This is a genomic window from Cupriavidus sp. GW822-FHT06G04, assembly GCF_058799075.1.
Genome location: NZ_JBXALD010000004.1, coordinates 320,374 through 337,713, shown reverse-complemented (window position 1 = coordinate 337,713; position 17,340 = coordinate 320,374). Strand labels below are relative to the sequence as shown.

Here is a 17,340-nt window from a genome sequence, read left to right as displayed (position 1 = left end):
GGTTGTCTCATCGGACCGCTTATGAGGCGGTCTTCTCATGCAGACGCGCACCGCTTGAACCCGAGCCACAAGCCCGGCAGAGAGCATCCAAACAATTTTTTGCCGAAAATTGCAAAGGACTGAAATGAACATGCCCAGCGCGGAATTCTCCCACGCAGACAGCAATTCATCCTCCGCTCGCGAAATGATCGGAGCGGAAATCCTCGTCAACGCACTTGCCGAAGAAGGCGTCGAATACGTCTGGGGTTATCCCGGCGGCGCAGTGCTTTATATCTACGACGAGCTCCACAAGCAAAAGAAATTCGAACACATCCTGGTGCGCCACGAGCAGGCCGCCGTGCATGCCGCTGACGGCTATGCACGCGCGACAGGCAAGGTGGGCGTCGCCCTGGTGACTTCCGGTCCGGGTGTGACCAATGCCGTCACCGGCATTGCCACGGCCTATCTGGATTCGATTCCGATGGTGGTGATTACCGGCAATGTGCCGACCCACGCCATTGGCCAGGATGCATTCCAGGAATGCGACACCGTCGGCATCACGCGTCCGATCGTCAAGCACAACTTCCTCGTGAAGGACGTGCGCGACCTGGCCGCGACGATCAAGAAGGCGTTCTTCATTGCCGCGACCGGCCGCCCCGGTCCCGTGGTGGTGGACATCCCGAAGGACGTGTCGCGCAACGCCTGCAAGTTCGAGTACCCGAAAACCGTCGACATGCGTTCGTACAGCCCGGTGAACAAGGGTCACTCGGGCCAGATCCGCAAGGCCGTGGCATTGCTGCAGGCTGCGGAGCGTCCGTATATCTATACCGGCGGCGGCGTGGTGCTGGCCAACGCGAGCGACGAGCTGCGCGAACTTGCCGCACTGACCGGGCATCCCGTCACCAATACGCTGATGGGCCTGGGTGCATTCCCGGGTACGCACAAGCAGTTCCTGGGCATGCTCGGCATGCACGGCACGTATGAAGCCAATATGGCCATGCAGAACTGCGACGTGCTGATCGCCATCGGTGCACGTTTCGACGACCGCGTGATCGGCAACCCCACGCATTTCACGTCGCAGGCGCGCAAGATCATCCACATCGACATCGACCCGTCGTCGATCTCGAAGCGCGTCAAGGTGGATATTCCCATCGTCGGCAATGTCAAGGACGTGTTGCAGGAACTGATCGCCCAGATCAAAGCCAGCGACGTCAAGCCCAAGCGCGAGGCGTTGGCCAAGTGGTGGGACCAGATCGAGCAATGGCGTTCGGTGGATTGCCTGAAGTACGACCGCAACTCCGAAATCATCAAGCCGCAGTACGTGGTCGAAAAGATCTGGGAACTGACCAAGGGCGATGCCTTCATCTGCTCCGACGTTGGTCAGCACCAGATGTGGGCCGCGCAGTTCTACAAGTTCAACGAGCCGCGTCGCTGGATCAACTCCGGCGGCCTGGGCACGATGGGCGTGGGCCTGCCGTACGCAATGGGCATCAAGAAGGCATTCCCGGACAAGGAAGTCGTCACCATTACCGGTGAAGGCTCGATCCAGATGTGCATTCAGGAATTGTCTACCTGCCTGCAGTACGACACGCCGGTTAAGATCTGTTCGCTCAACAACGGCTACCTCGGGATGGTGCGTCAGTGGCAGGAAATCGAGTACGACAATCGTTACTCGCATTCCTACATGACCGCGCTGCCTGACTTCGTCAAACTGGCCGAAGCGTATGGCCACGTGGGCATGCGCATCGAAAAGACTTCCGATGTCGAGCCTGCGCTGCGCGAAGCCTTCCGACTCAAGGACCGCACCGTGTTCCTGGACTTCCAGACCGACCCCACGGAAAACGTGTGGCCGATGGTTCAGGCCGGCAAGGGTATCTCCGAAATGCTGCTCGGCGCGGAGGACCTGTAAATGCGACACATCATCTCGGTCCTGCTGGAAAACGAACCCGGCGCGCTCTCGCGCGTGGTGGGACTGTTTTCGGCGCGTGGCTACAACATCGAAACGCTGACGGTGGCTCCCACCGAAGACGCGTCGCTGTCGCGGATGACCATCGTCACGACCGGCTCGGATGACGTGATCGAACAGATCACCAAGCATCTGAACCGCCTGGTGGAAGTGGTCAAGGTGGTCGATCTGACCGAAGGCGCACACATCGAGCGCGAGCTGATGCTCGTCAAGGTGCGCGCCGTCGGCAAGGAGCGCGAGGAAATGAAGCGCACCGCAGACATCTTCCGTGGCCGCATCATCGACGTGACCGAAAAGACGTACACCATCGAGCTGACCGGCAACGGCGGCAAGCTGGATGCGTTCCTCGATGCCATCGACCGCACCGCGATCCTGGAAACCGTCCGAACGGGCGGATCCGGTATCGGCCGCGGCGAACGCATCCTGAAGGTCTGACGGGCGCCCCCGGCAGCACGGCCACAAGCCGACACGCAGTATCCCGATGCGGCATGACGCCCCCGAGCCATCAGGCTTGAACGTCCTGCCGCCACCCTATACGAAGATTTGAGAAATTGAAGGAACTATCATGAAAGTGTTTTACGACAAGGACGCCGACCTCTCCCTCATCAAGGGCAAGAACGTCACCATCATCGGCTATGGCTCGCAAGGCCACGCCCACGCGCTGAACCTGAAGGATTCGGGCGTGAACGTGACGGTCGGTCTGCGCAAGAGCGGCGCGTCGTGGAACAAGGCCGCGAACGCCGGCCTGCAGGTCAAGGAAGTGGCCGAAGCGGTCAAGGGCGCGGATGTCGTCATGATTCTGTTGCCGGACGAGCAGATCGCCGACGTGTACAAGAACGAAGTGCACGACAACATCAAGGAAGGCGCAGCGCTGGCCTTCGCACACGGCTTCAACGTGCACTACGGCGCCGTGATTCCGCGTGCCGATCTGGACGTGATCATGATCGCCCCGAAGGCCCCGGGCCACACGGTGCGTTCGACGTACTCGCAAGGCGGCGGCGTGCCTCACCTGATCGCCGTGCATCAGAACAAGTCGGGCGCTGCGCGTGACATCGCGCTGTCGTACGCCACCGCCAACGGCGGCGGCCGCGCCGGCATCATCGAAACCAACTTCCGCGAAGAAACCGAAACCGACCTGTTCGGCGAGCAGGCCGTGCTGTGCGGCGGTACCGTGGAACTGATCAAGGCTGGTTTCGAGACGCTGGTGGAAGCCGGCTATGCGCCGGAAATGGCCTATTTCGAGTGCCTGCACGAGCTCAAGCTGATCGTCGACCTGATCTACGAAGGCGGCATCGCCAACATGAACTACTCGATCTCGAACAACGCCGAGTATGGTGAATACGTCACCGGTCCGCGCGTTGTGACCGAAGAGACCAAGAAGGCCATGAAGCAGTGCCTGACGGACATCCAGACCGGTGAATACGCCAAGAGCTTCCTGCTGGAAAACAAGGCAGGCGCGCCGACGCTGATTTCCCGCCGTCGCCTGACGGCCGAGCATCAGATCGAGGAAGTGGGTGCGAAGCTGCGCGCGATGATGCCGTGGATCGCCAAGAACAAGCTGGTCGACCAGTCGAAGAACTAAGCACTACGGGCCGCGCGCGGCCCCTTGCCTCTGGCGAGGCGCCGCGCCAACCCGCCGCAGCCGCCCAGTCCGCCCCCCGGTCTCCTGCGTTTGAGGAGACATTTCGGCGGAGATTGGGCGGCTTTTTGTTATCCTTGTCGGACTTTTTCAGGCGCAGGCCTGATTTTTCCTATATTTCGCCTCGACGGCCCTTTATTTGATGTGCGCGCGGTTGTGCACACCCGGATTGTCGAATTTACGCGAACAACAGAACAACGCTTGCATGAACTATCCTCATCCGCTGATCGCCCGTGAAGGCTGGCCGTTCCTGGCCGGCGCATTCATCATCTCGTTGCTCGTCCATGCGAGCGCGGGTTTCTGGTGGGCGTTGCCGCTGTGGATTATCACGATTTTCGTGCTGCAATTCTTCCGCGATCCGCCCCGGCCGATTCCGTCGGCGCCGAATGCGATTCTGGCTCCCGCCGACGGCCGCATCGTCGTTGTCGAGAAGACCCAGGATCCCTATGCCGGGCGTGAAGCGCTGAAAATCAGCGTATTCATGAATGTCTTCAACGTGCATTCAAATCGCGCGTCGCTCGATGGCAAGGTCGAAAAGCTCGAGTATTTTCCGGGCAAGTTCGTCAATGCGGATCTGGACAAGGCGTCGCTCGAAAACGAGCGCAACGCCGTGGTGATCCGCCGCGCCGCGGACGGTCAACTGGTGACGCTGGTGCAGGTGGCTGGCCTGGTGGCCCGCCGCATCCTGTGCTACACCAAGGTGGGCGACACGCTATCGCGCGGTCAACGCTATGGTTTCATCCGTTTTGGTTCGCGCGTGGATGTGTATTTGCCCGTGGATGCACGTCCGCGTGTGACGATTGGCGAAAAAGTGTCGGCATCGTCGACAGTGCTCGCCGAGCTTGACGTCCAGGCCTGAGCGGCCCTGGATCGGATAGCGACAGGAGACCGGCATGGGTGCCTTCAATCGACGCAACAAGCGGGTCAGCAACGGCAACGTGACGCATCTGCGTCCGTTTCGCCACAATCAGCTGCGCAATGATCCCGCGTACGACGCGGACGAGCATGACATCGAGTATGTGCGCCCGCGCCGCCGGGGCATTTACCTGCTTCCTAATGCATTCACAACGGCCGCGCTTTTCGCCGGTTTCTTCGCGATCGTGCAGGCGATGAACATGCGGTTCGACGTGGCGGCAATCGCCATTTTCGCCGCGATGGTGCTGGACGGCATGGATGGCCGAGTGGCGCGCATCACCAACACGCAGAGCGCGTTTGGCGAGCAGTACGATTCGCTGTCCGACATGACGTCGTTCGGCGTTGCGCCCGCCCTGGTGATGTATGAATGGATTCTCCATGACCTTGGCAAATGGGGCTGGATTGCCGCCTTTGTCTACTGCACCTGCGCCGCGCTGCGTCTGGCGCGCTTCAACGCCAACATCGGAGTGGTCGACAAGCGCTTTTTCCAGGGTTTGCCGAGCCCCGCTGCGGCGGCGCTGGTGGCTGGCTTTGTATGGCTGGCCATCGACAACAAGCTGCCGGTAAAGGAATTGTGGATGCCCTGGGTGGCGTTCGCGATCACGCTCTATGCCGGCCTTTCGATGGTGTCGAACGCGCCGTTCTATAGCGGCAAGGCGCTCGATGTGCGATACCGCGTGCCATTCGGCATGATGGTGCTGGTGCTCGTGCTGTTCGTCGTCGTGTCTTCCGATCCGCCGGTGGCATTGTTCGGCCTGTTCGTGGCCTACGCGATTTCCGGGTACGTGTTGTGGGGCTGGCGTGCGATTCACGGCCAGCCGGGCGGCGTCAGCAAGCCTCGCTCGGGCGGCGCCGGGAACGGTTCAGGCAGCGGGAATTGATCTGTCGAGAAAGGGGCGCCGTGTGGCGCCCTTTGTTTTTGTCGTGTTACCCACCCTAAGGAGAATGTCATGGGCATGTTCGACTTCATCAAGGAAGCGGGAGAGAAGCTGTTCGGCAAGGGCGAAGCCAAGGCGGCGCAGGATGCGGCCGTGGCCGAGCCGACCGCCAATGACAAAAGCGAGGCTGCGAACCGCGCCGCCGGCGACGCTATCGAGGCCTATATTGCAAAGATGGGATTGACCGCAACGGGCTTGACGGTGACCGTGGACGGGGCGCAAGGCAAGGTAACCGTGTTTGGTGTGGCGCCCGATCAGGCGACGCGGGAGAAGATCATCCTGTGTTGCGGCAACGTCGAAGGCGTCGAGTCGGTGGAAGACAAGATGTCCGTCAATGTCGAGACGGCAGAATCGCAATGGCACACGGTGGTGAAGGGCGATACGCTCTGGGCGATCGCCCAGGTCGCATACGGCAATGGCGCCGAATACAACAAGATTTTCGAGGCCAACAAGCCAATGCTGACTCACCCCGACAAGATCTATCCCGGCCAGAAATTGCGGATCCCGCCAAAATAATGCGCCCACTGGATTCCAAAACAAGTCGGTTGCACGCTTGCCGCAAACCGGCTATAGTCGCCGACATGATTTCGCGCCAGACCCTACTCGCCCGCACCACCCTAGGTGGCCTACTAGGCCATCAGGTCGGGACGCGCGCGCGCTGAGGGAATGCCATAACGCCCTAGCGCGGAAATCACCAGGATTTTTCAACGCCCCGGCCTGCATCCATGCACGCCGGGGCGTTTTGCATTCTGAATCGAATGCCCCGCGGCGGGACAGCGCGGTACACAAGCATAAAGGCACAGCCCAGGAGCTTCACAAATGTCTGACAAACTGATCATTTTCGATACCACCTTGCGTGACGGCGAACAATCGCCGGGCGCCTCCATGACCCGCGAGGAAAAGATCCGCATTGCGCGTCAACTGGAGCGCCTGAAGGTCGATGTGATCGAAGCCGGCTTTGCGGCAAGCTCCAACGGCGATTTCGAGGCGATCCGCTCGATCGCCCAGGTGGTGAAAGACTCCACGATCTGCTCGCTGGCTCGCGCCAACGACAAGGATATTGCCCGCGCCGCCGAGGCGCTGAAGCCCGCCAACTCGTTCCGCATCCACACGTTTATCGCGACGTCGGCGTTGCACATGGAGAAAAAGCTCCGCATGACGCCGGATCAGGTGTACGAGCAGGCGCGTCTCGCCGTGCGTTTCGCGCGCCAGTTCACTGACGACATCGAGTTTTCGCCTGAGGACGGCAGCCGCTCGGACATGGACTTCCTTTGCCGGGTGCTCGAAGGTGTGATCGCTGAAGGCGCGACCACCATCAATCTCCCCGATACCGTGGGCTATGCCGTGCCGGAAGGCTATGCGGCACTGATTCGCTCGGTGCGCGAACGCATTCCCAATTCCGACAAGGCCGTGTGGTCCGTGCACTGCCATAACGATCTCGGCATGGCTGTGGCGAATTCGCTCGCCGCGGTGAAGCTTGGCGGCGCCCGTCAGATCGAATGCACGATCAACGGCCTGGGCGAGCGTGCTGGCAATACGAGCCTGGAAGAAGTTGTCATGGCCGTGAAAACGCGTCGCGACTACTTCGACATGGACGTTGGCATCGATACCACGCAAATCGTCCCGGCTTCGAAGCTGGTATCGCAGATCACCGGCTTCGTGGTGCAGCCGAACAAGGCGGTGGTAGGCGCGAACGCTTTTGCGCATGCTTCGGGCATCCACCAGGATGGCGTGCTCAAGGCGCGCGACACCTACGAAATCATGCGCGCCGAGGATGTAGGCTGGTCGGCCAACAAGATCGTGCTGGGCAAGCTTTCTGGTCGCAATGCTTTCAAGCAACGGCTGCAGGAGCTTGGCATCGAGCTCGAAAGCGAAGCGGAAATCAACGCCGCATTCGCACGTTTCAAGGAATTGGCGGACCAGAAGGCGGAAATCTTCGACGAAGACATCATGGCGATCGTCTCCGACGAGGAGCAGGAAAACGCCAACGAACACTATCGTTTTGTTTCGCTCTCGCAGCGCTCCGAAACTGGTGAGCGCCCGCATGCGCGCATCGTGTTCAATGTCGATGGCATCGAGCAAACGGGCGAAGCCGAAGGCAATGGCCCGGTCGATGCAACACTGCATGCGATCGAGGGCCGCGTAAGCAGTGGCGCCGAATTGGTGCTGTATTCGGTCAATGCCATTACAGCAGGCACTCAGGCGCAGGGTGAGGTGACCGTGCGTCTGTCGAAGGCTGGCCGCATCGTCAATGGCGTGGGCACCGATCCCGATATCGTGGCCGCCTCGGCCAAGGCTTACCTCGCCGCACTAAACAAGCTGCACGACAAGGCCGTGCAGAAGATCAACCCGCAGATCTGATCCCGATCCCTGCGATGCGATGGCGGAGCTCACGAGGCTCCGACCGTCATGGACCGCCCATCCCGTTGCGTATCCCGCAGGGCTGGGCGGTTTGTCCGTTAGCGTGAATCCTGGGATGGCACCGTGCCGGTTCAGCCCGCGTCAGCGCGGGTCCGGGCGATCGCGTAACGGGTCCGGCGTGACGAGCGTCTGACGCAACACGCCGGCATCGTCGAACATGAAGTTGAACATCGAATACCACTGATCTTCATGCAGGAAGCGATAGCTCCACGCTTCCCGCTTCAGGCGCGAGTAATATTCGATGGGTTCGCGCGGTGCACCGAAATGTTCCAGCACATCCTTCTTGGTCCACACGTTGATCTGGGCCTTGTATAGCTCGGCCGTGGTCAACATCTGGCGGAAGTTCGTCAGCTTGCCGTCGCGATCGAAATCGGCCGCGTACGAGTATTCGCCTAGCGGTTGTTTCGAGTAGAACCAGCGCGTGGTGCCGTCGTCGAGCCTGTAGACATCCGTAGGTTGGCCGAACGTTGCGGCGACGGCGCTCTGGGGTTGCCCAACGAGCTTCATGCCCGTGTCGACCGGCAAGAGCGCGGGGCCGAGCGCGCTGCAACCTGCAAGCATGGCGCCGGCCAGCGCAGTGGCGGCAGTCCAGCGACGCGCGCGCCGAGTGGGGTGGGTCATGTTCGTGAGCCTTTTTCCAAGCAGATCCTGCGATAGCCAAGAGTGTAGCCGCGCACCTCGCTCCGTGTGAACGGCAGCGCCGATTTTCGGATTCGTCTCATTTCCCGTTCGCGACACGGTTGGTGTAATAGCGATTCCGGCGAGTTGGCAGTGATTGCGGGCGATGCGGCAACTGCCTTACCATCCCCGGTTTTGCGTGGCAACAGGAGTGGTAATGGCGGAAATCCCGAAACGCGGGCTGCGAAAATGGCTGTTGGCGGCGCTGGCTTTCGTCGCGGCGTCGGCGTTCGCGCAGGCGCCAGGCGGTGTGCCGATCCGGCTCGCCATGATCGACGGGCTTTCCGGGCCGTTTGCCAATGCCGGGGAAGCCGTTGTCCGCAACCTGCGCATTGCCGTCGAACGCATCAACGCGCATGGCGGGGTGCGGCTGCCGGACGGCACCCACCCGTTCGAACTCGTGACCTTTGACAGCAAGGGCAACGTCGACGAGAGCCTGATCCAGTTTCGCAGCGTCGTGGACAAGCGCATCTCGTTTGTCCTTCAGGGCAACAGTTCCGCTGTGGCCAGCGCGCTGGTCGCCGCCATCAACCGGCAGAACCAGCGCCAACCGGACGCACGCGTGCTGTTCCTGAACTACTCCGCTGTCGATCCGGCGCTGACCAACGAGAATTGCAGCTTCTGGCATTTTCGCTTCGATGCCAGTTCGGACATGCGCATGCAGGCGCTGACCGAGGCGATTCGCAGCGAGCGCGGCGTGCGCAAGATCTACCTGATCGACCAGGATTACAGCTTCGGGCATCAGGTTTCGCGGTCGGCGCGAGAAATGCTGGCGGCAAAGCGCCCGGACATCCAGATCGTGGGCGACGAATTCCACCCGATCGGAAAGATCAAGGATTTCGCCCCGTACATTGCCAAGATCAAGGCCAGCGGCGCCGATGCCGTGATCACCGGAAACTGGGGCAACGACCTGACGCTGATGGTCAAGGCCGCGCGCGAAGGCGGGCTGAACGCGCGCTTCTACACCTTCTATGGCAACGGGCTTGGTGCGCCGGCGGCGATGGGCGACGCCGGTGTCGGCCGGGTGCTGGCGGTGGCCGAGTGGCATCCGAACGTGGGCGGGGCTGCGTCGGACGCGTTCTATCAGGCTTTCCAGAAACGGTATCCCGACCCGCGCGACGACTACGTGCACCTGCGCATGCAGATGATGGTGGAAATGCTGGCCCGTGCCATCGAACAGGCCGGCTCCACCGATGTGGTGGCCGTGGCGTATGCGCTCGAGAACATGCGCTTCACGAACGGATTCCACGAGGCCACGGTGCGCGCCGACGATCATCAGGTTTTACAGCCGCTCTACGTGTCGGCGATGGCCCGGCAGGGCGGGGACGTCCGATTCGACAACGAAGGCTCCGGATACGGCTTCCGGACGGTCAAGCGCCTGAAGGCGGCGCAAACGACACTGCCCACCACGTGCCGCATGGAGCGCCCGCCCCGAAATTGAAGCCAGGGCTCCGAGGCGTGTCACAGTCCTCTGGATTCGGATATAATGTGCGGCTGTCGTCCGCACGCCTCGTGCTGGCTGACGATAGTCAAAGCACGACGCCGGTGGCGCATCCCGCGCTGCAGCGTTCGCAAGTGAAAGGAAATCATCATGGCAGTTGCCGATATCAACAAGTCTGAAATCATCCAGAAGTTCGCCCGCGGCGCCAACGACACGGGCAGCCCTGAAGTTCAGGTCGCTCTGCTGACCACCCGCATCAACGAACTGACCCCCCACTTCAAGGCCAACATGAAGGATCACCACAGCCGCCGCGGTCTGCTGCGCATGGTGAGCCGTCGTCGTCGTCTGCTGGACTACCTCAAGGCCAGCGATGCCGACCGTTACCGCGCCCTGATCGAAGCCCTGGGCCTGCGCAAGTAAGGCTCTGCGGATGGCAGCACGAATCCTGCAAGAGTTGTTCGAGCACGATTTCTCGTGAGGCCGCAATGCCTGCGTCAGCATCGCTGAGGCAGGCATTTTGCTTTTCTGGCGGGCTGGTTTTTGCCGGAGTTGATTTAAAAAGTGGTGTTTGTTTCACAAATCTACCGGGTGCTTTATCCGGACGTCGTTGCGCCAAGCCGTGCGACGGAGTAAGTTACCTCGCTCTTTCTGACACCGGGCCGGCCAAGGAAATGGGGTTTTGTGTCATTCCATCGCGTACGACATCGGCATTGCCGGTGGCGCGATGGAATGGCATAGCACTTCCCTGAGACTGAGGATGGGTATTCCCGGCAGTCCGCCTGCCGCTGCGAGCGCAGGCGTTGTCCGTCGTACCGTTACGGCGGACACGCATCAATCAAGGAACGCTCATGACTATGTTCAACAAGATCGTGAAGGAATTCCAATGGGGCCAGCACACGGTCCGCATGGAAACAGGCGAAATCGCACGCCAGGCATCTGGCGCCGTGATCGTCGATGTGGAAGACACCGTGGTGCTGGCCACCGTGGTTGCGGCCAAGAGCCCCAAGGCTGGGCAGGACTTCTTCCCGTTGACCGTCGACTACATCGAAAAGACCTATGCCGCCGGCAAGATCCCTGGCGGTTTCTTCAAGCGTGAAGGCCGTCCGTCGGAAAATGAAACGCTGACCTCGCGCCTGATCGATCGCCCGCTGCGTCCGCTTTTCCCGGAAGGTTTCTACAACGACGTGCAGGTCGTGGTGCACGTGCTGTCGATCAATCCCGAAGTGCCGGCCGATATCCCGGCGCTGATTGCCTCGTCGGCTGCGCTGGCTGTGTCGGGCATTCCGTTCAACGGCCCGGTCGGCGCCGCACGCGTAGGCTACAAGGACGGCCAGTATCTGCTGAACCCGACGCGCTCGCAGATCGCGACGTCGGAACTGGACCTCGTGGTTGCCGGTACCGAGCGCGCCGTGCTGATGGTGGAATCTGAAGCGAACCAGCTGTCGGAAGAGGTCATGCTCGGCGCCGTGGTGTACGGTCACGAGCAGATGCAGATCGCCATCAACGCGATTCACGATCTGGTCCGTGAAGGCGGCAAGCCGGAATGGGACTGGGCGCCTGCCGCCAAGAATGAAGCGCTGATCGCCAAGGTTGGTGAAATCGGCCTGCCGCTGCTGCAGGAAACCTACCAACTGCGCCAGAAATCGGCCCGCAGCGCCAAGCTGAAGGAAGTCTACGCGACCGTGCAGGCGAAGCTGGTCGAAGCCGGCGTGGAAGCCGACAAGGTCGAGGTCGGAAACATCCTGTTCGACCTCGAGGCAAAGATCGTCCGTGGCCAGATCCTGGCCGGCGAGCCGCGCATTGACGGTCGCGACACGCGTACGGTCCGCCCGATCGAGATCCGCTCGTCGGTGCTGCCGCGCGCTCACGGTTCGGCGCTCTTCACGCGCGGCGAAACGCAGGCGCTGGTCGTCGCCACGCTGGGCACCAAGAGCGATGAGCAGATCATCGACGCACTGGCCGGCGAATATCGCGACCGCTTCATGCTCCACTACAACATGCCTCCGTTCGCCACTGGCGAAACTGGTCGCGTGGGCAGCCCGAAGCGTCGTGAAATCGGTCACGGCCGCCTGGCCAAGCGCGCGCTGATTCCGGTGCTGCCGAAGGACGACGAATTCGCATACACGATTCGTCTGGTGTCGGAAATCACCGAGTCGAATGGCTCGTCGTCGATGGCTTCGGTCTGCGGCGGCTGCCTGGCGCTGATGGACGCCGGCGTCCCAGTCAAGGCGCACGTTGCTGGCGTGGCCATGGGCCTGATCCTGGAAGGCAACAAGTTTGCCGTGCTGACTGACATCCTCGGCGACGAGGATCACCTCGGCGACATGGACTTCAAGGTGGCGGGTACCGATTCCGGTATCACCGCACTGCAGATGGACATCAAGGTGCAGGGCATCACCAAGGAAATCATGCAGGTTGCTCTCGCGCAGGCGCGCGAAGGCCGCATGCATATCCTGGGCGCAATGCAAGGCGCGATGGGTCATGCACGCACCGAACTGTCGGCGCATGCACCGCGCATGATCACGATGAAGATCCATCCGGACAAGATTCGTGAAGTGATCGGCAAGGGCGGCTCGACCATCCAGGCGCTCACCAAGGAAACGGGCACGACCATCGACATTCAGGAAGACGGCACGATCACGATCGCGTCGATCTCGAATGAAGGTATGGCCGAAGCCAAGCGCCGCATCGAGGGCATCACCGCTGAAGCCGAAGTGGGCAAGATCTATGCTGGCACCGTGCTCAAGCTGCTGGACTTTGGCGCCATCGTCAACATCCTGCCGGGCAAGGACGGCCTGCTGCATATCTCCGAGATCGTCAACGAGCGCGTGAAGGACATCAAGGACTGGCTGAAGGAAGGCCAGCAAGTTCGCGTCAAGCTGATCCAGGCCGACGAGAAGGGTCGTCTGCGTCTGTCGCTGAAGGCTGCGCTGGCCGAAGAGGGTGGCAGCATCAGCCCGATCGCGCCGCAGGGCGATGCGCCTGCCGCGCCTGCCTCGCCGGAGCAACAGCAGTAAGCTGAGGTAGTTGTCGTGACGAAAGCGGCTGGCGATGTCCAGCCGCTTTTTTGTTTACACTGCCGGTCAGTCTTCTATCCGCGGTTTCGCAGCCAGGCGCCGCGTGGTGCGACATACGACATTGATAAGGAGTGATCATGAAAGCCATCGAGATCCGCGAATACGGCGGCCCGGAAGTCCTTCAAGAGACCCAGCGTCCTGATCCGGAGCCTAAGGCCGGGGAGATTCTGATTCGCGTTGCGGCAGCTGGCATCAATCGTCCCGATGTGTTTCAGCGCACGGGCAACTATCCGGTGCCGCCGGGCGCGTCCGATCTGCCTGGGCTGGAAGTGGCCGGCGTGGTGGTGGGCGGCGATCTCTCCAATGCGGCAAATCGTTTCGGCCTGAAGGCCGGCGATCGCGTCTGTGCGCTGGTGCAGGGCGGTGGCTATGCGGAACTCTGTACCGCGCCGATCGAGCAGTGTCTGCCCGTGCCCGAAGGTCTCACCGACATCGAGGCCGCAGCGTTGCCGGAGACGTTCTTCACGGTGTGGAGCAACGTGTTCGATCGCGGGCAACTGGGGAAGGGTCCGCGCGGCGCAGCCGAAACGCTGCTGATTCAGGGCGGATCTAGCGGCATCGGCACCACGGCCATCCAGATCGCAAAGGCGATGGGATTCAAGGTATTCGCAACCGCCGGCAGCGACGACAAGTGCAAGGCTTGCGAGGATCTCGGCGCGGATCGCGCGATCAACTACAAGACCCAGGACTTCGTTGCCGAGATCAAGGCGCTGACCGAGGGCAAGGGCGTCGACGTGATCCTCGACATGGTGGGCGGTTCGTATCTGGCGCGCGAGCTGTCGTGCGTTGCCGACGATGGCCGCATCGTCATCATTGCGCTGCTTGGGGGCGCCAAGGCCGAAATTCCTCTCGGCGATATCCTGCGGCGTCGGATCACGGTCACCGGATCTACCCTGCGGCCGCGTCCGTCATCGTTCAAGGGCGCCATCGCGCAGGCACTGCACCAGCATGTGTGGCCACTGCTTGCGGCAGGCAAGATCAAGCCGGTGATTCACAAGGTGTTTCCTGCAGCGCAGGCCGCCGACGCGCATCGCCTGATGGAATCCAGCGAGCACATCGGGAAAATCGTGCTGACCTGGTAAGGCCGCCGAAATCGGACGAATCAGTTGTGTCGCCGATGGCGGTCGGCGACCCCTGCGTTTGCAATTGGTCGCTGTTGCTGGCCGCGCACCCCCTCTGCACGCTACAATAGCGGGTTTGATTTCAGAGGGGACCGTTGTGAGACAAAAGCTGGTCATCGGCAACTGGAAAATGCACGGCAGCCTTGCCGCAAATGCGGCGTTGCTGGATGCCATCAAGGCGACGCCGGCCAACGCCAAGCTGGCCGTTTGCGTGCCGTTTCCCTATCTTGCCCAATGCCAGTCGTTGCTCGCCGGATCCCAGGTGACCTGGGGAGCGCAGGATGTCTCGGCGGAGGTGCGTGGTGCTTTCACCGGAGAGGTTGCTGCGCCTATGCTGGCTGAGTTCGGTTGCGCATACGTGCTGGTCGGCCATTCCGAGCGTCGCACCTATCACGGCGAAACCGACGCGGTAGTGGCTGCCAAAGCGCTGCGCGCCTTGGAGGCCGGCATTGTTCCGGTGGTTTGCGTAGGCGAGACGCTGGCCGAACGCGAAGCGGGGCAAACCGAGGCTGTAGTGGCGCGTCAGCTTGGCGCGGTGCTCGAAGCGCTGTCTATCGAGCAGCTTGATCGCATTGTTCTTGCCTATGAGCCTGTGTGGGCGATCGGTACGGGCAAGACCGCGTCGAGCGCTCAGGCGCAGGCGGTCCATGCGGCGCTGCGCGCCCAGGTGGCGGCCAAGGATGCGGGTGTGGCGTCGCGCATGGCCATCTTGTATGGCGGCAGCGTCAAGCCCGATAACGCAGCAGAACTGTTTTCCATGTCCGACATCGACGGGGGGCTGATTGGTGGCGCTTCGCTGAAGGCGGATGATTTCCTCGCTATCGGCAACGCCTGAATGCCGGATGCGACTGTCTGATCAGGCAAGTACGAAACGAATTTAACCAAATGGCAATCTTCAAGACTTTGTTGGTCATCGTGCAGGTACTGTCCGCGCTTGGCGTGATTGGCCTCGTCCTGCTGCAGCACGGCAAGGGCGCCGATGTGGGTGCGGCTTTCGGGTCCGGCGCATCGGGCAGTTTGTTCGGGGCCTCCGGCTCGGCAAATTTTCTCTCTCGCACCACGGCCGTGCTTGCTGGACTGTTCTTTGCGTGCACGCTGGGCCTGACGTTGCTGGGCAACTACAAGCCCCAGGCGTCGTTGGGAGTAATGGGTGCGGCGCAGCAATCGCAGCCGGCCTCGGCCTCGGCTGCGGCCGCTTCGGTGCCGGCTGGCGCGTCGTCGGCATCCGCAGCCCCGGCAGTGCCGAAGTAAAGCGCAATAATTGAACAGTGTGTTCACGGATTCCTGATTTAATTTGAAGTTGTGCATTGAACAAATCAGGATTCATAGGTTAGAATGCAAGGCTTGAAACGATTCCCCAGCGCGGGGCAAAAACCGAAGGACAAACTCCTTTTGGTTGAGCTTCGTAGGGTGTAAAAACCCGGCGCAAGGCAATATTGTTTCTCCCCCAGCCGACGTGGTGAAATTGGTAGACACGCTATCTTGAGGGGGTAGTGGCGAAAGCTGTGCGAGTTCGAGTCTCGCCGTCGGCACCAAACAACTTGATCGGGAAGTCATGTCGCACCCATGTCATAGATGGGTCTCAGCATGACTGACCGGCAGTCCGCAAGGCGGCGCCGTAGCTAAGACGGGATGGCGCCTGGGGTGGGCAACAGGACGCCGCTAGCTGGTGCTGTTGACAACATTCCAGATAAGGCTGGCCGTACCTTGACACTCGAAGCCTACTTCCCCGTCCTCATCTTCATCCTCTTTGGCATCGTGCTCGGTGTGGCGCTGATGTCCATTGGTCGGATTCTCGGTCCCTACAAGCCTGACGCAGCGAAGCTGTCGCCGTACGAGTGCGGCTTCGAAGCGTTCGAGGATGCGCGCATGAAATTCGATGTGCGCTACTACCTCATTGCCATCCTCTTTATCCTGTTCGATCTCGAAACTGCCTTCCTTTTTCCCTGGGGCGTAGCCCTCAAGGATATCGGTTGGCCGGGATTCATCGCCATGGGCGTGTTTCTGCTGGAATTCATCGTGGGCTTCGTCTACATCTGGAAAAAGGGCGCGCTCGATTGGGAGTGATGTGAAATGGCAATCGAAGGCGTTCTCAACGAAGGCTTTGTCACGACTACTGCTGACAAGCTGATCAACTGGACCCGTACGGGTTCCCTGTGGCCCATGACGTTCGGTCTGGCCTGCTGTGCAGTGGAAATGATGCACGCTGGCGCCGCGCGTTACGACATGGACCGTTTCGGCGTGATCTTCCGTCCGTCGCCGCGTCAGTCCGACGTGATGATCGTGGCTGGCACGCTGTGCAACAAGATGGCGCCCGCGCTGCGCAAGGTCTACGACCAGATGGCGGAGCCGCGCTGGGTGATCTCGATGGGCTCGTGCGCCAATGGCGGCGGCTATTACCACTATTCGTATTCGGTGGTGCGTGGCTGCGACCGCATCGTGCCGGTGGACATCTATGTTCCGGGCTGCCCGCCGACGGCGGAAGCGCTGATCTACGGCGTGATTCAGCTGCAGAACAAGATCAAGCGTACCAACACCATTGCGCGCAAGGGCTGATATGGCGAACCTCGACACCCTCAAGGCCGCCCTCGAAAAAGTTCTGGGCAAGCGCGTGCAGAGCCTGACCGAGGCCACCGGCGAACTTACGCTGGTCGTCAAGCCTGGCGATTATCTCGAAGCCGCGCGGTTGCTGCGCGACGATCCGTCGCTGCGTTTCGAACAGGCCGTTGACCTCTGCGGCGTCGATTATTCCGACTATGCGGACGGCACGTGGAATGGCCCCCGGTTTGCCGCGGTCACCCACCTGCTGTCGATCACGCACAACTGGCGCCTGCGCGTCCGCGTATTCGCGCCGGACGACGACATGCCTGTGCTGCCGTCGCTGATCGACGTCTGGAATTCGGTGAACTGGTTCGAGCGTGAGGCCTTCGATTTTTATGGCATCGTGTTCGAAGGTCACCCCGACCTGCGCCGCATCCTGACCGACTACGGTTTTGTCGGACACCCCTTCCGCAAGGACTTCCCGGTTTCGGGCTACGTGGAAATGCGTTACGACCCGGAACAGAAGCGGGTCATCTACCAGCCGGTGACGATCGAACCGCGCGAAATTACGCCGCGCGTGATTCGTGAGGAAAACTACGGCGGCACGCAGCACTGAGAACCGCG

At 61.2% G+C, this 17,340-nt stretch carries 17 protein-coding genes and 1 tRNA gene; 17 read left to right on the top strand and 1 reads right to left on the bottom strand.

The features are described from left to right. The first annotated feature begins 124 nt into the window (after window positions 1-124). The 7 genes from AC1RKI_RS11905 to AC1RKI_RS11875 all read left to right on the top strand — a co-directional run bounded on the left by AC1RKI_RS11905 (window position 125) and on the right by AC1RKI_RS11875 (window position 7,798). Window positions 125-1,888: an acetolactate synthase 3 catalytic subunit gene (locus tag AC1RKI_RS11905; protein WP_490714923.1), complete on the top strand. Its 1,764-nt coding sequence runs from the start codon at window positions 125-127 to the stop codon at window positions 1,886-1,888. Continuing rightward, on the top strand, window positions 1,889-2,380 hold the full coding sequence (gene ilvN / locus AC1RKI_RS11900) for an acetolactate synthase small subunit (protein ID WP_008643328.1): 492 nt from the start codon (window positions 1,889-1,891) through the stop codon (window positions 2,378-2,380). It begins immediately after the preceding gene. A 130-nt stretch (window positions 2,381-2,510) separates the two neighbouring features. Then, window positions 2,511-3,527 (top strand): ketol-acid reductoisomerase, encoded by a 1,017-nt coding sequence (gene ilvC / locus AC1RKI_RS11895; RefSeq protein ID WP_042884644.1) that lies wholly within the window; start codon window positions 2,511-2,513, stop codon window positions 3,525-3,527. A gap of 262 nt (window positions 3,528-3,789) precedes the next feature. Beyond that, complete coding sequence (locus tag AC1RKI_RS11890) at window positions 3,790-4,443, top strand: phosphatidylserine decarboxylase (protein WP_061957801.1); 654 nt, start codon at window positions 3,790-3,792, stop codon at window positions 4,441-4,443. A gap of 34 nt (window positions 4,444-4,477) precedes the next feature. Beyond that, window positions 4,478-5,380, top strand: coding sequence for a CDP-diacylglycerol--serine O-phosphatidyltransferase (gene pssA, locus AC1RKI_RS11885; RefSeq protein ID WP_061957802.1), 903 nt, complete (start codon window positions 4,478-4,480; stop codon window positions 5,378-5,380). A gap of 69 nt (window positions 5,381-5,449) precedes the next feature. After that, the gene (lysM, locus tag AC1RKI_RS11880; RefSeq protein ID WP_227459816.1) at window positions 5,450-5,953 is read left to right on the top strand and encodes a peptidoglycan-binding protein LysM; all 504 of its coding nucleotides are present in this window, start codon (window positions 5,450-5,452) and stop codon (window positions 5,951-5,953) included. 303 nt (window positions 5,954-6,256) lie between these two features. Further along, window positions 6,257-7,798, top strand: a complete 1,542-nt coding sequence (locus tag AC1RKI_RS11875; RefSeq protein ID WP_061957804.1) for a 2-isopropylmalate synthase — start codon at window positions 6,257-6,259, stop codon at window positions 7,796-7,798. Window positions 7,799-7,939: 141 nt separating this feature from the next. On the opposite strand, the gene AC1RKI_RS11870 is transcribed toward AC1RKI_RS11875, so the two are convergent. Next, on the bottom strand, window positions 7,940-8,479 hold the full coding sequence (locus AC1RKI_RS11870; protein WP_227459815.1) for a hypothetical protein: 540 nt from the start codon (window positions 8,477-8,479) through the stop codon (window positions 7,940-7,942). A gap of 214 nt (window positions 8,480-8,693) precedes the next feature. Between AC1RKI_RS11870 and AC1RKI_RS11865 the strand changes: the two genes are divergently transcribed. The 10 genes from AC1RKI_RS11865 (at window position 8,694) to AC1RKI_RS11820 (ending at window position 17,332) form a co-directional block, all read left to right on the top strand. Continuing rightward, a complete protein-coding gene (locus AC1RKI_RS11865; protein ID WP_492795447.1) occupies window positions 8,694-9,977 on the top strand; it encodes a branched-chain amino acid ABC transporter substrate-binding protein in 1,284 nt (427 codons plus the stop codon). Window positions 9,978-10,127: 150 nt separating this feature from the next. Then, window positions 10,128-10,397, top strand: a complete 270-nt coding sequence (gene rpsO, locus AC1RKI_RS11860) for a 30S ribosomal protein S15 (protein WP_061957806.1) — start codon at window positions 10,128-10,130, stop codon at window positions 10,395-10,397. Window positions 10,398-10,825: 428 nt separating this feature from the next. Beyond that, entirely contained in the window at window positions 10,826-12,994 is a 2,169-nt protein-coding gene (gene pnp, locus AC1RKI_RS11855; protein WP_061957807.1) for a polyribonucleotide nucleotidyltransferase, read from the top strand. A 137-nt stretch (window positions 12,995-13,131) separates the two neighbouring features. Continuing rightward, on the top strand, window positions 13,132-14,136 hold the full coding sequence (locus AC1RKI_RS11850) for an NAD(P)H-quinone oxidoreductase (protein ID WP_061957808.1): 1,005 nt from the start codon (window positions 13,132-13,134) through the stop codon (window positions 14,134-14,136). 136 nt (window positions 14,137-14,272) lie between these two features. Then, complete coding sequence (tpiA, locus tag AC1RKI_RS11845; protein WP_084004055.1) at window positions 14,273-15,010, top strand: triose-phosphate isomerase; 738 nt, start codon at window positions 14,273-14,275, stop codon at window positions 15,008-15,010. 50 nt (window positions 15,011-15,060) lie between these two features. Next, complete coding sequence (secG, locus tag AC1RKI_RS11840; RefSeq protein WP_061957809.1) at window positions 15,061-15,426, top strand: preprotein translocase subunit SecG; 366 nt, start codon at window positions 15,061-15,063, stop codon at window positions 15,424-15,426. 199 nt (window positions 15,427-15,625) lie between these two features. Further along, window positions 15,626-15,710 (top strand) — tRNA-Leu (locus AC1RKI_RS11835). Window positions 15,711-15,882: 172 nt separating this feature from the next. Further along, window positions 15,883-16,242 carry an NADH-quinone oxidoreductase subunit A gene (locus AC1RKI_RS11830; RefSeq protein ID WP_061957810.1) on the top strand — a complete coding sequence of 120 codons (360 nt, stop codon included), beginning with the start codon at window positions 15,883-15,885 and terminating at the stop codon, window positions 16,240-16,242. A 6-nt stretch (window positions 16,243-16,248) separates the two neighbouring features. Beyond that, window positions 16,249-16,731, top strand: a complete 483-nt coding sequence (locus AC1RKI_RS11825) for a NuoB/complex I 20 kDa subunit family protein (RefSeq protein ID WP_008643342.1) — start codon at window positions 16,249-16,251, stop codon at window positions 16,729-16,731. A 1-nt stretch (window position 16,732) separates the two neighbouring features. Continuing rightward, window positions 16,733-17,332, top strand: a complete 600-nt coding sequence (locus tag AC1RKI_RS11820; protein WP_061957811.1) for an NADH-quinone oxidoreductase subunit C — start codon at window positions 16,733-16,735, stop codon at window positions 17,330-17,332. Window positions 17,333-17,340 lie beyond the last annotated feature (8 nt).

Coding starts and splice junctions, on each gene's coding strand:
- AC1RKI_RS11905 (WP_490714923.1), top strand. CDS start 125: ATGAACATGCCCAGCGCGGAATTCTCCCACGCAGACAGCAATTCATCC.
- ilvN (WP_008643328.1), top strand. CDS start 1,889: ATGCGACACATCATCTCGGTCCTGCTGGAAAACGAACCCGGCGCGCTC.
- ilvC (WP_042884644.1), top strand. CDS start 2,511: ATGAAAGTGTTTTACGACAAGGACGCCGACCTCTCCCTCATCAAGGGC.
- AC1RKI_RS11890 (WP_061957801.1), top strand. CDS start 3,790: ATGAACTATCCTCATCCGCTGATCGCCCGTGAAGGCTGGCCGTTCCTG.
- pssA (WP_061957802.1), top strand. CDS start 4,478: ATGGGTGCCTTCAATCGACGCAACAAGCGGGTCAGCAACGGCAACGTG.
- lysM (WP_227459816.1), top strand. CDS start 5,450: ATGGGCATGTTCGACTTCATCAAGGAAGCGGGAGAGAAGCTGTTCGGC.
- AC1RKI_RS11875 (WP_061957804.1), top strand. CDS start 6,257: ATGTCTGACAAACTGATCATTTTCGATACCACCTTGCGTGACGGCGAA.
- AC1RKI_RS11870 (WP_227459815.1), bottom strand. CDS start 8,479: ATGACCCACCCCACTCGGCGCGCGCGTCGCTGGACTGCCGCCACTGCG.
- AC1RKI_RS11865 (WP_492795447.1), top strand. CDS start 8,694: ATGGCGGAAATCCCGAAACGCGGGCTGCGAAAATGGCTGTTGGCGGCG.
- rpsO (WP_061957806.1), top strand. CDS start 10,128: ATGGCAGTTGCCGATATCAACAAGTCTGAAATCATCCAGAAGTTCGCC.
- pnp (WP_061957807.1), top strand. CDS start 10,826: ATGACTATGTTCAACAAGATCGTGAAGGAATTCCAATGGGGCCAGCAC.
- AC1RKI_RS11850 (WP_061957808.1), top strand. CDS start 13,132: ATGAAAGCCATCGAGATCCGCGAATACGGCGGCCCGGAAGTCCTTCAA.
- secG (WP_061957809.1), top strand. CDS start 15,061: ATGGCAATCTTCAAGACTTTGTTGGTCATCGTGCAGGTACTGTCCGCG.
- AC1RKI_RS11825 (WP_008643342.1), top strand. CDS start 16,249: ATGGCAATCGAAGGCGTTCTCAACGAAGGCTTTGTCACGACTACTGCT.
- AC1RKI_RS11820 (WP_061957811.1), top strand. CDS start 16,733: ATGGCGAACCTCGACACCCTCAAGGCCGCCCTCGAAAAAGTTCTGGGC.